At 45.1% G+C, this 14,766-nt stretch carries 13 protein-coding genes; all 13 read right to left on the reverse strand.

Annotated elements, in window-relative coordinates; all coding sequences use genetic code 11:
* Window positions 1-12 precede the first annotated feature (12 nt).
* The gene (locus tag BZG84_RS15285; RefSeq protein ID WP_077678434.1) at window positions 13-1,626 is read right to left on the reverse strand and encodes a BNR repeat-containing protein; all 1,614 of its coding nucleotides are present in this window, start codon (window positions 1,624-1,626) and stop codon (window positions 13-15) included.
* A gap of 13 nt (window positions 1,627-1,639) precedes the next feature.
* Complete coding sequence (rfbC, locus tag BZG84_RS15290) at window positions 1,640-2,185, reverse strand: dTDP-4-dehydrorhamnose 3,5-epimerase (RefSeq protein WP_077678435.1); 546 nt, start codon at window positions 2,183-2,185, stop codon at window positions 1,640-1,642.
* Complete coding sequence (rfbA, locus tag BZG84_RS15295; RefSeq protein ID WP_077678436.1) at window positions 2,182-3,159, reverse strand: glucose-1-phosphate thymidylyltransferase RfbA; 978 nt, start codon at window positions 3,157-3,159, stop codon at window positions 2,182-2,184. Before rfbA ends, rfbC begins: the two co-directional genes overlap by 4 nt.
* Before the next feature lie 3 nt (window positions 3,160-3,162).
* Window positions 3,163-4,047 (reverse strand): dTDP-4-dehydrorhamnose reductase, encoded by an 885-nt coding sequence (gene rfbD / locus BZG84_RS15300; RefSeq protein ID WP_077678437.1) that lies wholly within the window; start codon window positions 4,045-4,047, stop codon window positions 3,163-3,165.
* A complete protein-coding gene (gene rfbB, locus BZG84_RS15305) occupies window positions 4,044-5,105 on the reverse strand; it encodes a dTDP-glucose 4,6-dehydratase (RefSeq protein ID WP_077678438.1) in 1,062 nt (353 codons plus the stop codon). Before rfbB ends, rfbD begins: the two co-directional genes overlap by 4 nt.
* A 36-nt stretch (window positions 5,106-5,141) precedes the next feature.
* Complete coding sequence (locus BZG84_RS15310) at window positions 5,142-6,926, reverse strand: hypothetical protein (protein WP_077678439.1); 1,785 nt, start codon at window positions 6,924-6,926, stop codon at window positions 5,142-5,144.
* A gap of 38 nt (window positions 6,927-6,964) precedes the next feature.
* A complete protein-coding gene (locus BZG84_RS15315; protein ID WP_077678440.1) occupies window positions 6,965-8,203 on the reverse strand; it encodes a glycosyltransferase family 4 protein in 1,239 nt (412 codons plus the stop codon).
* Window positions 8,200-10,005: a capsular polysaccharide export protein, LipB/KpsS family gene (locus BZG84_RS15320; RefSeq protein ID WP_077678441.1), complete on the reverse strand. Its 1,806-nt coding sequence runs from the start codon at window positions 10,003-10,005 to the stop codon at window positions 8,200-8,202. Before BZG84_RS15320 ends, BZG84_RS15315 begins: the two co-directional genes overlap by 4 nt.
* 9 nt (window positions 10,006-10,014) lie before the next feature.
* On the reverse strand, window positions 10,015-11,100 hold the full coding sequence (locus tag BZG84_RS15325) for a chain-length determining protein (protein ID WP_077662140.1): 1,086 nt from the start codon (window positions 11,098-11,100) through the stop codon (window positions 10,015-10,017).
* Complete coding sequence (locus tag BZG84_RS15330) at window positions 11,097-11,741, reverse strand: ABC transporter ATP-binding protein (protein WP_232112016.1); 645 nt, start codon at window positions 11,739-11,741, stop codon at window positions 11,097-11,099. The genes BZG84_RS15325 and BZG84_RS15330 overlap by 4 nt, the downstream gene beginning before the upstream one ends.
* 14 nt (window positions 11,742-11,755) lie before the next feature.
* A complete protein-coding gene (locus BZG84_RS15335) occupies window positions 11,756-12,547 on the reverse strand; it encodes an ABC transporter permease (protein ID WP_077481617.1) in 792 nt (263 codons plus the stop codon).
* Entirely contained in the window at window positions 12,547-14,238 is a 1,692-nt protein-coding gene (locus tag BZG84_RS15340) for a polysaccharide biosynthesis/export family protein (protein ID WP_077678442.1), read from the reverse strand. The genes BZG84_RS15335 and BZG84_RS15340 overlap by 1 nt, the downstream gene beginning before the upstream one ends.
* 130 nt (window positions 14,239-14,368) lie before the next feature.
* Window positions 14,369-14,766, reverse strand: a 398-nt coding sequence (locus BZG84_RS15345; protein WP_206744478.1) for a hypothetical protein, incomplete at its 5' end; no start/stop codon positions are given.

The raw sequence follows: 14,766 nt of genomic DNA on the forward strand, positions 1-14,766 counted from the left end.
GATTAATATTATTTATACAGAAATACGTAGATCAATGATCTTAGCTGATGAGTATATACTATTATGATTCAAGTCATGATTAGGCTGCTCATTGTATTGGATGAATATGGAGAGAATATTTTTTTCTTCCCATAGTAACCTATCAATAACCGGCTCTGCGGAGCCTAAGTCTTCATCATATATTATTTTCTCATTAGCTTTATCATATTTGTAAGTTGGTTTTGGAAGGTAAAGTAAGGCCAGTTTATTATCTGTAATATCGCCTCGATAGATGACAAAAACATTGTCTTTTTTATCTATCAATATTTCTGGTCTTGATATCGGAATTCGTAAAGTTCCACCACCACATAAATCAAAAGGAACTGTACGTTTTGATATGAATTGATGGTTCCACTTTTCTCCATCAAAGTATAAATGTTGATATTGTACAATACCTTCATGATCATTCGAATAAAAAACAATATGAGGTTGGTTTTTACTGTCAACAGCCATACTAGTTTGGTTTATTAGATTACTAGCAGGTGATATAGGCCAAATAACCTCTGCATTTACCTGTGTTATTGGTAACTGAAAAGGCTTCATATTTGATGAATACCAAGTCTTACCGTTATCAGGTGATCTCGCATAGCATATATTCATATTGTTGATATGATCACCATTTATATGGTGAGTTCGCCATACGAAGCTTAAATGTAAATCACCTAGTGAATCTCTCACTGGATGATTCCAATAAGCATTACTTGTCCATGGGTGGTTTAACTCTCCTGATAGGATAGCGGTTTCTGAATCGTGCCAACATTCTCTAGAATCATCATACTCTTTAATATAAGCACTTCCCTTTTGATGATTACCATCTCGATATAGGACTAATAATCTCTCATTGCCTTTAGGCATCAAAAAGCATGGATAGGTAACTTTACTTTCTCTTGAGCCTGTCATGTCTATTTCTTCAGACCAAGATAATATATCAAAAGGATAAAGTGACTTTCTGTATTTCAGCTTAGTTCCGTGGTGATCATAGCTAATATGTATGTGACCACAWTTATCCATACCTAAACTAATACTATTATGGGCATCTTGGATATTGTAATCGCCTATAATATCAATATAAGAATAACCCTCACTTCCTAAATTTCTTTTTATAACTCTCAACGTACTGTTATCAACATAAAAAGCGGTATATTGCCACCCACTTTTACTAAATAGACCATGATGCCTAAAAATAACTGTATTAACCGTATTACCTGCCCAGGCATCGCCAAGATCAACCTCGTCAATTTTTTGCACCATAAATGGGTTAGATTGACTATYGTTGGTCACGTTGAGGTTATGAGATCTTTCTAATGCCTGTAAGCTTCTTGAGAAGTTAAGGTTGTAACTTGATAGCATTAAGTGTGACAACTTATTATAAACGCTTCGGTTTTTCTTTAACTCTTCTAGAAATCGCTCTGCTCGTTCATGCTCTCCAATATGAAAGTGAGCTAAAGCAATATATGCTCTTTCTAAAGCAGTAAGTTTAAAATGATGCGTATCTATAGTTGCTAGCTTTAGCCATCTTCCTTCGGACCATAGCTCTCGAATCAAACTTTTAATTTCTGAACGACTCAGTAGTTGGTCTTTAGACATTAGCGATATGTCCTTATTTAAAGTATGGACAGTATCCGAACTGCTGTCCTTCTGTATCTTTTTTTGCTAATTGCGGAGGTCGTTGCATTTCCGGCCATTGAATACCAACTTGAACATCATTCCATAGTAGTGAATACTCATCCCCGGGGTTATAGTAATCGGTACATTTATATTGAAATTCTGCTTCGTCGCTGGTGACATAAAAGCCGTGTGCAAATCCTGGTGGAATCCATAGCATTTGTTTATTATCGGCGTTGAGTGTCACACCAACCCATTTGCCAAAAGTTGGACTACTTTTACGCATATCTACAGCAACATCAAACACTTCACCCTGTGTAACTCTAACAAGTTTACCTTGCGGCTTTTCTAGCTGGTAATGCAAGCCACGTAAGATGCCATGCTTTGATTTACTATGGTTGTCTTGAACAAACTGGTAAGGACCACAGTGCTGCTCAAATTCGCTTTGCCGAAAGGTTTCAAGAAAAAAGCCGCGCTCATCACCAAAAATTTGAGGCGTCAGCAATACAACATCGGGGATCGCTAATTTTTCATATTTCATAGTGTGGCGGCCTCTACTTTCTCTTCTGTAATTTGTTGTGGTTCTTGACGAACAACATTTAGCTGCTCTTGCTTGACTAGATTCAACATATATTGGCCATAATCTGTTTTATGCAATTTATGACCGCGTTGATTAAGTTGTTCGGACGTTAACCAGCCATTGCGCCAAGCAATTTCTTCTAGACAAGCAATTTTCAAACCTTGACGATGTTCAACGGTTTGTACATATTGTGAAGCGTCAATCAGGCTATCGTGTGTACCGGTATCTAACCACGCAAAACCACGTCCTAGTTTTTGTACACGCAATTGTTTACGTTCAAGATAAGCATTGTTAACAGAGGTAATCTCTAATTCACCACGTTCACTAGGCTCAACTTTTTTAGCAATGTCTACCACTTGGTTATCGTAAAAATAGAGCCCGGTCACTGCATAATCACTTTTAGGCTGTGTAGGTTTTTCTTCGATACTTATCGCATTACCGCATTCATCAAACTCTACTACGCCGAACCGTTCAGGATCTTTTACGAGATACCCAAATACTGTAGCCCCCTCAGACTGAGAAGCTGCTTTAATTAACATTTCACTAAAGTGTTGTCCATGAAAAATATTATCACCTAACACTAAACAAACATTAGAGTCGCCAATAAATGACTCACCGATAATAAATGCTTGCGCTAAGCCATCCGGGCTTGGTTGCTCTGCATACTCAAAGTTAACACCAAAATCTTCTCCAGAACCAAGTAATTTTTTAAAGTTCGGTAAGTCTTCCGGCGTCGATATAATTAGGATGTCTTTAATACCCGCCAGCATTAATACAGAGATGGGAAAATAAATCATTGGTTTATCATAAATCGGTAGAAGCTGTTTAGACACACCAAGTGTTATAGGATGTAAACGTGTTCCACTTCCCCCAGCAAGAATTATCCCTTTGGTATTGTGTGGTGAGTTCTGTATTACTTTTTTTTGATTTTCCATAATTTAGCCTTGACACTCTCTAATTTCAGCCATTACTAGACGTAGTTGACTTTTCCAATCTGGTAAAGTCAATTGAAATGCTTTTTCTATTTTTTCTAATTTTAAGCGACTATTTAAAGGTCGTTGAGCCGGTGTTGGATAACTGGACGTTGGTATTCCTTCTACAGCTCCCGGTGTTATCGATAATGGTATTTTTAATTGTTCAGCTTGCGTAAAGATTTCTTGAGCGAATTGCTGCCAGCTGCATGAACCTGAAGTGGTTAAATGATAAACGCCCACTTTATCATTAGCGCGCTGTGCAAGTGCTTGTGCCGTAACCTGCGCAATAAGGCGTGCTGAAGTCGGTGCACCAATTTGATCATTAACGATATTTAATGATGCCTTCTCGCGTCCCAAACGCAGCATAGTTTTAACGAAATTATTGCCACGTGCGCCATAAACCCATGATGTTCGGAAAATATAATATGCTGTACCACTGCGCGCTATAGCCTGATCACCTCGTAATTTGCTAGCGCCATAAATAGATAATGGCGCGGTCGGATGATCTTCTGGTCTGGCTTCTTCACCACTGCCATCATATACATAGTCAGTCGAGTAATGAATCAGCCAAATATCATGCTTTGCGCAATAAGAGGCTAGTTGCTCGGGTAACTTTGCATTCAAACGTTCTGCAAGCTCAGGCTCGCTCTCCGCTTTGTCTACCGCTGTATAGGCCGCGGCGTTGACGATCATCGAAGGCTTTAGGGACTCTAAATAAGTCGACACGGCCTGTTGATCAGCGAGATCTAATTGGTCTGGTGTAGGTGCAATACACTCTCCAAATACACTAAGTACACGTTGTAGTTCAAACCCAACTTGACCACTACCGCCGGTTATTAAAATTTTCACGAGTGCACTCCCAAACGCTCACCGGCGTAGCTACCATCACGAACACGCTGCCACCATTGTCGATTTTCTAAATACCAAATAACGGTTTTACGTAGGCCTGATGCAAAGGTTTCTTGTGGTTTCCAACCTAACTCGCGCGCTATTTTACTGGCATCAATCGCATAGCGTACATCATGACCAGGACGATCTTTAACAAAGGTAATAAGATCGCGACGAGAATGTTCAATCGGTAAAAATTCATCAATAAGATCGCAAATGCTTTCTACAACGTGAAGGTTAGTTTGTTCATTGTGGCCGCCAATATTATAAGTTTCACCAACCTTTCCTTCGGTAGCAACTTTGATCAGGGCGCGAGCATGGTCTTCTACAAACAGCCAATCACGAACTTGTTGACCATCGCCATAAACAGGTAGTGGCTTACCTTCTAGTGCATTAATAATAACTAAGGGGACAAGTTTTTCTGGAAAATGGTATGGACCATAGTTGTTACTACAATTGGTCACAAGGGTCGGTAATCCAAAAGTACGCTGCCAAGCTCGTACTAAATGATCGCTGCTCGCCTTACTCGCGGAATACGGTGAGCTAGGCGCATAAGGTGTCGTTTCAGTGAACAAGTCATCCGTTCCGTGTAAGTCGCCGTAGACTTCATCGGTCGAAATATGGTGAAAACGAAACTGCGACTTTTGCTCTATCGATAGCGCTGACCAATAGGTGCGGGCTGCTTCCAACAAGGTGTAAGTCCCTAGAATATTCGTTTGAATAAAATCAGCGGGACCGTCAATGGAACGGTCAACATGGCTTTCTGCCGCTAAGTGCATTACCACATCGGGATTAAAATGAGCAAACACCTGAGCCATTTTTTCTGCATCGCAGATATCTGCTTGGACAAAGTGATACCGAGAGTTATCTTGTACATTTACTAACGATTCAAGATTACCTGCGTAAGTTAATTTGTCGACATTTATTACTGTATGTGATGTATTATCGATAAGCTCGCGTACGACAGCAGAGCCAATAAAACCTGCTCCACCGGTAACTAAAAAAGTTTTAGATGTCATTTTTTACCTAAATTTTAATATTAATGGAATAATTCGTTACTTAAGTTCAAGCAACTTCGCAGCAGTTTGGCGCTCTTCTCTATTACCAAATTTAATAAAGTGTATAAGCGGATTTAATCCACTCTCTGCCACATCGGGATAGGTTTTTAAATACCAACGTGTATCAAAGTCAGGACTAGGGTTGCGCCCCTCTTGCGCACCAAAGCGCAGGTAGTGATCAATGGGATCTAAGCCTTGCTGTTCAACATCAGGGTATTGATTTAGATACCACTCTTTATCAAAAAAGCTTGAGAGTTCGATTAGTAGCTTTTGTTGCGCGAGTTTTTCGGCCCGTTTACGTTTTGGCGTTTGACGGAATTTACGCACTGGTACAGTGACTTTCCACAATGCCGAGTTGTGATGAGCCGTAAGCTCTTTTTCAAGCAGTGTTTTGCTGGCCAGCGCTTGAGCAAGCTCTAATTTCGTTAAGCGCACGCGTTTCGATAGGCTCGCTATTTTGGCATTGTTTGCTTTTAGCTGCTGTGCTTGCTCGGTTAACTGCTCTTGCTGCTGACTTACTTGCTCATCAAGAGCGCTTTTTTCGTTGTAGAGAGCTTCTAAGGCTTCTTGAACACGATGAAGCTCAGCAATAATCATGCTGTTTTCTTCTGTAAGCGTGTGGTTATGTTGTGTTAGCTCATCAATCTTATGGTGTTTTTTCTGCTCTAATGCCGAGAGTTTGTTTTGGCTTGCGGTATAGTCCGCGTTGAGTTGCGCGTATTGCTTGTTGTGTTGCGCAATAGTCTGCTCAAGCTCGGCGGAGCGTTTAGTTAAGCGTTGCTGCTGCGCCAATGCCTCATCTAAAGATTGTTTCGTATTATGTAGCTCGGTGACAAGTGCTTGGTTTTCCTGCTTTAACGCGGTTGTATCACTTTCCGCGTTTTCTAGGCGCTTAATGCTTGCTTGGTGTTGCTCTTCGGTTTGCTGATTTTGTAGCAGTGTGGACTCTAACGTCTCTTGCGTGCGATGCAACTCCGTTAAAAGCAGATCGTTTTCTTGGGTTAAATGTTGGATTTGGCGTTCACTGTCTTTGCAACGCGCTTCCCAGCTTTGCTTTTGTTGTTGCAATCCGTCCAGTTTTTCGTTGTGTTTATCCCGCTCGGCCTCATGTGCTTGCTTTAGGGCATCTAGCTTTTCTTGGTAGTCACGCTGTTGCTTATTGGCATACCGTAGTTGCTCAACCGCTTGCTGACTTTGCTGGGCTAAACCCGTCATATCGAAGGGTAACGTGGGGTAAGTATCACCCATTGGCAAGGTCACACTAAACAGCAGCTGTTCGAGTTGCGCAAGCTCAGGGTGCTGCGTGACATAATACGCCGCGAAAATGTCATATTCATCTTGTTGAGTGCGCGGTGCCATACTAGATGCGTCTGGCCATTCAATGCCCAAGGAGCACAACCACCCCTGCCACGCCTCAATATAAAAGGTCGCGTGAGTATGGCTAACCAGATTAACCTTGTGTTGGTGGTTTGGCAGCCATGCAAGCAGGGTTTTGGTAACGTGCATCCATTCGGCTAACGTTTTGTTAATGGCAGTTTCGTCACCACCATTGCGCAATGCATCGGCTAAGGTCGATTTTGCATCCCAAACGTGCAGCACTACGTCGTCAAAGGCCTGCAAATTTTGGTCGATATCCGTTAGCGTGCAAGGGGTGGCAATAATCACTGCCTCACTGTTGCCCATGCTACTTGTGCACGTTTGCACAACCGGAAACGGGCTGGTTTGCTGACTCAGCCACGCCTGCCACTGTGCACTCTTTATGGTGCTAGCAATGACTTTCATTTTTCTCTCCATTTCACCTAACCACTGGTTTAAATTGATTAATCGGTATATTCGGCGCTTTCTGTTTTACTTCTTTCTTTCGCGACATTGGGTATGCGATTGGTCGTCACGTCTGCCACCTGCTTCGGAGGCAATACCACGGTTGCTAACCCAATCCGTTGCATCATGTGTTGATTGATTTTTTTTACATCGTAACGCTGTAACGCTAATTGATAGCCCGCCGCTCCGTGTTGAATAATCCACTCAGGGTGGTTGATGTAGGCTTTCATCGCGTTAAATAGCGCCTGCGGATCATGCGGCGGAATTAATAAGCCGTTTTTTTGGTGTACTACGGTTTCTTTACACCCAGGGCCACTGGTGGTGATCACCGCCCGGCCCATCGCCATTGCCTCTTGGGTGCTTCGGGGCACGCCTTCTCGGTAGTAAGACGGTAAAACAAACACAGAGGATTTTTTTAGTGGAATACGCACATCATCGACTTTACCGGTGTAGTGAATAATTCCTTCATGCACTTTTTGTTTTAACAGCTCCGGGGATACCGCATCGCGTCCTTGATCGGGCGCACCTACCACCCAGCATTCAGCTCGATAACCGGCTTCTTTTAAGGCTTGTGCGGCCTGCAAGTAGTACCAAATACCTTTTTCATTGAGCAAGCGGCCAATAAATACAAAACGCACTGGTGCGGTCACCGGCGCTTGAAATTGGTAATGGTTCAGGTTTAAGCCGATCCCATTTATCAAATGCACTTGGCCGGTACGGATGTGGTTTTTGTCTATTAGGTCGCGCTTGTCGTCTGGGTTGAGTAAAAAAAGATGATGGCTAAAACGTAACGCACAGCGATAAAGAAACACTTGAACGTTCTGCAATATTTTTTGCTTTTTACTGAACCCGTTAGGTGGTGGCGTAAAAGGTCGCCCTAATCCTTCAATCTTAGCCACACGCAGTGGAACACCGGCTAAGGTTGCCGCCAACGTGCCATAAATAACCGGCTTAGCGAAATAACAAAACGATACGTCAATACGATACTGCTTAAATAATGTATACAGTTGATGCACCGTTTTAATATCTTGGTAAGGGTTAATCCCTAAACGGCTCAGCGAATAACGAATTGGCGTGGCGCCCAGCTCAAGGATACGTAGTTGCTGGGTAAAGGTCATTTCACTAACAAAGGCATACACGATGTGCCCAGCGGCAACCATGTCTTTTATTAGCTCACCACGAAACCCGACTAAGCTTTCCGCCAAGGTGCCGACGATGGCAATGGTTTTTTGTGTCATTTCACCCCTGCGAGTTGACGGGCGGTTTTGGCGACTAAGCCAGTTATTTTCTGGCTAAACCGTTGACGTTGTTGTTTTTGTTTTGCTAGCAATTCCACCGCCTCAAATGCGGTGATGTAGTAGCCCGAATAAGGATGGATATAAAGCGGATACCAAATATACGCGGCATAGATCAGCTCATCCAACGTGCGCTGCACATTGCGCCGCGCTACCGAACACTGATCGTCGGTCACGCCCCAGCCCGCATAAAAAGGCAGGCCATGACAAATCACGTGCTTGTCGCGGATCAGTGCTTCAAACCCCGCTAACGAACTCATCACATGTACGGCATCGACATGCGGGTAAAGATGCTCAATGCCCACATGGGCTTCTATTTGATCACACCACTGTTGGGCGCGTTGTTCGTTCTCGCCTGCTTTTCGTGCGCCTGCAATAACATCTGGATGCGGTTTATAAATAATGTATGCGTCTGGATATTGTTGGCGCACCTGTTGAAGAAGTTCCATATTGGTGCGCACATAGGGAGAGCCCAACGCAAGTGACGCATCAGATTCCACTTGGCCAACCACCAAATGTATTGGTTTTTGTGTGGTTGGCCGGTCCCAGGTCGCACCACCCGTGTTGTATTTGGTGAGTGATTGCGCCACCAATAGCTGTTTCAGAGCGCGCCCTTGTTGGCGTTCATGTTCGCTAAATTCATGATTAGCAAGGTAATGTTCAAGCTCTGAGGGCTGCGTGGCATCGAAATAGATCCCCATTTTATCCACCACCCAAGAAATGGGCTTGGCAAACAGCGCCCCTAACCCAACCGAACGAATAAAGCCATCTTCAACACGCAAGACCGACCGCGCCCCATAGGTGCGTTGACGGCTTCCCCAAATAAGCGGAGTTTCGTGACGTTGAATCGTGTCAGGTGCTGCATTGTGATGCATAAAACGCAACCGACTGCCTTGAAAAAAAGCACGAAAGCTTGGTCGCCAGTATGGGTTAACACCACAGGCCACTAAATGGCTGGGCGTGCGTCGCCGACCGGCCATTTGCACAGCCAACCACGAAATAGCAGCCAATGGTGTGATGTTTTTGAGCGTGTCAGGGTGTTGAACACACACATCGCTGTGCAGCCATGTGGCCAACAATAACTGTTGTATTTGTGCCGATGACCAGTGTTTTACATACCCAAGCGTGCATCCGGTTTGATGCATAACGTTGGCGAGCAGTGATTGTGCCGTTCCTGGCAAAGTGACAAAGGGCACACCATACATAGCGGCTTCAACCAGTAGCTCACCTCGCCCGCTGATCACACATTTTGCATTAGCAACCCAGTGAATGGGCCGACTCTCGGTATTCAGTTGCTGCCACAAAAATAGGGGCTGTTGTTGACGTGCATGCGCCAAAACCTGCATGACACGACGAGGAACATGGGATTGTCTATGTAACTGTTGGTCAACCAGCACAAACCAAATATGGGCGTTGTATTGCCGCGCATACTGTGCCGCTTTCTGGATCGCCGCTTGGCTTACATCATCAGGCTCGAGAACCATCAGCACATAGCTCCGCGGATCGCTAGGCGGTTGTGCGGTTGAATGTGCGTGATCCAATCCAAGCACACTGAGTTGATGGCGCGTTACACTGTCTAGCCATTGCTGATGGCTTTTTGTCCATCCCTGTTCAGCCTTTGGCTCGGCATGATTCAACCCAATGCTCAACAAGGCTTGAGGTTTTGCCGCTTTTGGCGTGAATCGGTGTATAAATGGCGCGGGAGGTATTGGCCAAATCAGTTTATCCCTCTGAGTTTTTGCCATGTTACGCCATCAGTCTCGATGATCTCGGATGATACTGCGGCCAAGATGGACAACAGCGAAGAAGAACAAACTCATCAGGCTCCACACCACCCAGTTGTGAAAACGACGAGGCTCAGTCGAGTATTCCGGTAAGCTCGGGTATTGCAGCACAGACACTTGCTTCAATTTACGCGCCGTTTCAACCCGTGTGGTCTCCAGCGCCGTTAACGCGTTTGAGTAGAGTTCAAGTGCAAACTTAGCCTGCATTTCTAAGGTTTGATATTCGGCAGTTACACGGTTAAGCGCGTGATCTTTATTTTGCGTCAGCAATCGCTTTTCTTGCTGCACTTGCGTTTCTAAAGCATCAATTTCACTTTTAAGCCGCTGCATTTCTGGCGAACGCGCAGTTTGAAAACTGCTCAGCGCTTGTCGCTTTGATTGTGTAATTGCCAATTGCCCTTTTAATTCAGCAATAATCTTCAAGGTTTCTTCAACCGTCGCTTTGGGCGAAATAAGGTTATGTTGGTTTTGATAGGCCAGTAGTTTTTCACGCGCTTGATGCAAACGCTCCGACATGTTTTTTACTTGTTTTTCAATAAAGTTCAGTTGCTCTTGCGCTAAGCGACGCCCCATTGCATTCATATGCTTTTCACCTTCATTCAGTAAGGTTTTAGCAATGCGCTGCGCCATTTCGGGCGTATACGCTTCAACGCGAATACGCAATACCTTGGTGTAGTCGTCAAATTCAATGTTGATTCGCTTGCGTAGGTATTGATGGAACATTTCCAACGGAACATCGGCACTGGATAAACGCGCAATAAAATCGATGTTGTCTTGCGCGTAATGGTGGCGAAGATCGAGATCCTTTTGGAGTTTGATCGTCATATCTACCGATTCAAGGTGCTCTTTTAATAGCAACAAATCACCGGCCCCTGATGTGCCCGAAAGCAATGATGAAACACTGAAACCTGTAGGGATAATTTCTGGGCTTTTTAATACTACATTGGCTTGCGAAACGTAGCGATCGGTGGCGAGTAAGCCGTAATAAATACCGGCAGCGACAATAATGCCCAAGCATAAAAACCACTGTAAATGCTTACGAAGAACTACTTTCATTTTTTAATACTCTTATGATAATCGTGTATGGCATCTTCTAGGTCGTCATACCAAATAGCTTTACCTTCATGAACCCAAAGCCCTGCTTGGCAGAGATCTTTTAAGATTCCTTCGCTGTGCGACACCATAATAATGCTGGCTTGACCAATGCGGTCTTTAAAGGCTTTAGTGGCTTTTTGCCGAAAGCTTTTGTCCCCGACTGCGGTGGCTTCGTCTGACAAATACACATCAAAATCAAAGGCGAGTGATAAACCAAAAGACAAGCGACTTTTCATCCCGCTTGAGTAGGTGCGAATGGGCTTATCAAACGCGGCACCAATTTCGGAGAAGTCTTGAACAAATTGAATAATGCGTTCAATTTTGCTTTCATCACCGTGAATACGCGCGACAAATTTTACGTTCTGGCGCCCAGTCATATTGCGCTGAAAGCCGCCACTTAAGCCAATTGGCCAAGAAACACTGCACTTTCGCTCGATGGTGCCTTGGTCGGGCATATCCATGCCGGAGAGTAATCGCAACAAGGTGGATTTACCGGCCCCGTTCTTGCCTACCACGCCCACACTTACCCCCTGCGGAATGGTAAAGTTCACGTCTTTTAATACCCAATTGCTACCAAAGGGGCCGTGGTAGCGCTTAGACATGTTTTTAACTTCTATCATGCTGACATTAATCTTGATTTAAACCGCACATGCAGCATTAGTCCCAATAGGCTCGCCACCAGCGCGCATTGCACGGGGTAGAGTAAACTGACGCCACTGAGCATGTAGTAGCCATGAAAGTAAGCATGGCGGAGCAATTCCAACACATGCACTAGCGGGTTATACATCAACACTTCGCGCAATTCATGAGGCAGAGCCTTGAGAGGAAACATTGCGCCCGACAACATATAAAGCGGAAACATCAGTAACTTAACGATTTTCTCGACTTCTTCCGCAATAGTCGCCACCACAGATAGCACTAGGCCAAAACTGAGCCCTAGCCACCACGCCAACACCCACATTGCGATAACAATCAAGGGTTCATCGGGGCCGCGATAGCCGCCGAAAAACATCAATGACACCACAATGAGGCTTAGCACCACACTGCGAATGGTGAATTCCAGAAACGCGCGGACAATAACAGGGTCAAGGGGGTGTACTTGGCGATAAGCAAACAGAGAGCTATTGGCGCGTATCGCTCCCATGGAGCGCATCATGGCATCGCGAAAAACCATGAAGGTGATAATGCCGATGATCAGCCAAGGGATAAATTCCGCCCCTTGAATGTACTTTATTCGCCCCATCAGTTGCCGCACCCCAATAAAGATCATGAGGTGAAGGATGGGCTCGAGCAAAATCCAGCTCCATCCGAACCGGTCCGCGCTCATGCGTGCCATGGCTTCGCGCATAAACAGTGCATGCCAAACGTGTTTGCAGACTTTTAATGGATGCCGAGGTTGATAACTCATTACAAGTCCATGATCACTTTGGCTGATACCGCAATTTGATAGAGGATTTGGGTCAGGGTTGACGCTAATTGCAGGTTTTTGGTTGCCGCTTTCGGGAGCACAAGAATTTGGTCTCCGGCTTGCACCGCAAAGTCTTTAGCCGACACCACTTCACCATTCTGACGCACGATTAGAATGTTGTCTTCATTGGCATGTTGGCTAAAGCCACCCGATGCTTCAATATAATCAATCGCGGTTTTACCCGGGGTAAAGACGATTGATTGCGGTACAAAGACTTCACCGGTGATCAGCACAGTACTGCTGCGCTCAGGTAGCCGGATTACATCACCATCTTGTAAGCGAATATCGGTCAGTTTGCCTTGGTTGGTTACTACCATAGTGCCATCCGGCTCGACTTGAGAGGCTTTTTGAACAAACTGGCTGATCAGTTCCGCTTCTCGTACACGAATCGATGATTCTTCTGCGGTTGAAGAAGACGCACCTAGGTAAGTCGCCTCAAGGCGTCGCAAGCTCTCATCCAACGCTTTTTTCTGGCGTTCGGCAACGCTGACGCGGGACAGTGAAATTTGTTGATAATTCGTTTCTTGCGGGTCAACGGCCACACTGGTTAACAGTTCCGCCAGCGTGGTATTTTTGGGCAATACAAAATTTGATTGTCCTGTAAACGCACCTTCTAATTTAACGACGATTTGTTGATCTTTGCTGTCGCCAACAAAGACCAGTTCATCGCCGTCCGCAACGTCGACATGAGTGAAATCTTGCAAGGATAAGTAGTGCGCAATCCACTCTTTGTTACGTGTACCCCGTTGCAATACATGAGTAACGGCAGGATCCAATTGCGTGAGTGCTAGGATCTCCTCTCCTTGAGTATTGCTATCTTTCAGTTCAAAACGGAATGTGCGACCGATATCTCCTTTCACTACGACGGTCGGCTTTCGCTTTGTCACTAATAAGGTGTCGCCTTGTTGCAACTGAGGGTGAGTGAGCTCCCCTTCTAGCATGTATTGATACAGATCTAATTGACTGATGACTTTGCCATCGCGCAACAGCGAAATCTCTCGATAGCTACCTAGCTGATCATCAATACCGCCGGCTTGATCCAGAAACATTAACGCTGAATCGCTTGGCACGCCTGAATATCGGCCAGGGTTTTCAACAAAACCTGCGACAAATACTGAGATAGGCTGTACGCCTTGCAAGTTAGTGTATACGCGAACTTTATCTGAATAGGTTTTGCGTATCGCGGCTGACACTACGGTATTTAAACGGCTGTTGGGGATCCCTTTAACATTCACTGGGCCAATTGAGGGAATAAAAATGTTGCCTTGTGCATCAACCGGTAAGGTACGCTCCATTTCAAAGGCGCCCCAGGTTTTTATCGTGACCTGATCGCCGGGCAAAATACGGTAATTGGGATTAAGCCCGTCCGACCGTAGGCCACGAAAACCGCCTTGGAAGAGCGAGTAACCAAAGGGATGAATATCAGCGTCATCGCGAGTTGTTTGCTGATTCTGAACGGGGCCGTAATTCGATGATTGCCAATTCGCTTTGACAGTGTCGTCAGAGGCGTTTGCGGTACTGGATACGCCTTGTGCTTGCTTAGCGGCTGCCATGAGCTCACTGCGTGAAGCGCTTTGTGCGGCTGTTGTAACCGTAAACGCAATTAGAAAAATAGTGATTAGTCTTTTCATTCTTGTTGGTTCTCTGGAAATCAAAGTTAGGTGCTACAACCCACTCTTGTTAGGCCTGTTAAGGAAGCCCTAGTGCTTGGCGGCACGGGGCTTATCGCGAGGTGTAAATCGACGCGCGAGGCGATAAGCGCTAGTTACGAAACGCTCGCACAATGCCCCAACCTTGGGGGTATTCACAAAGGTTGTACTGCGAGGTTTGCGTGGATTTCAGAGACGAGGCGACGTGACGCATGGCGAAACACGTCGTGCCAATTGCGGAAAAGTAGCGTTGCTCAATAAGAAAGGATTGCTCGCCTGTTTGAAGAGACAGCGAGACTGTATCGCCAACATTCATTTGGCTACCCAATTTGGTATCACTGTGCTGAATATACTCAATGGTGTGATTGGGCATGCCAGACACCACACTGTAGCTATCTGCTTGCGACGTGGGGTAAGACGAGCAGCCTGCGAGCACGAGCAGCCCACAAGGTAGAATAAGTTTACACAGAACATTCATAGCCAAAACCTTACTGATCAACATCTTTAAGT

The sequence above is a fragment of the Salinivibrio sp. PR932 genome, assembly GCF_001996125.1.
GTDB lineage: Bacteria > Pseudomonadota > Gammaproteobacteria > Enterobacterales > Vibrionaceae > Salinivibrio > Salinivibrio proteolyticus.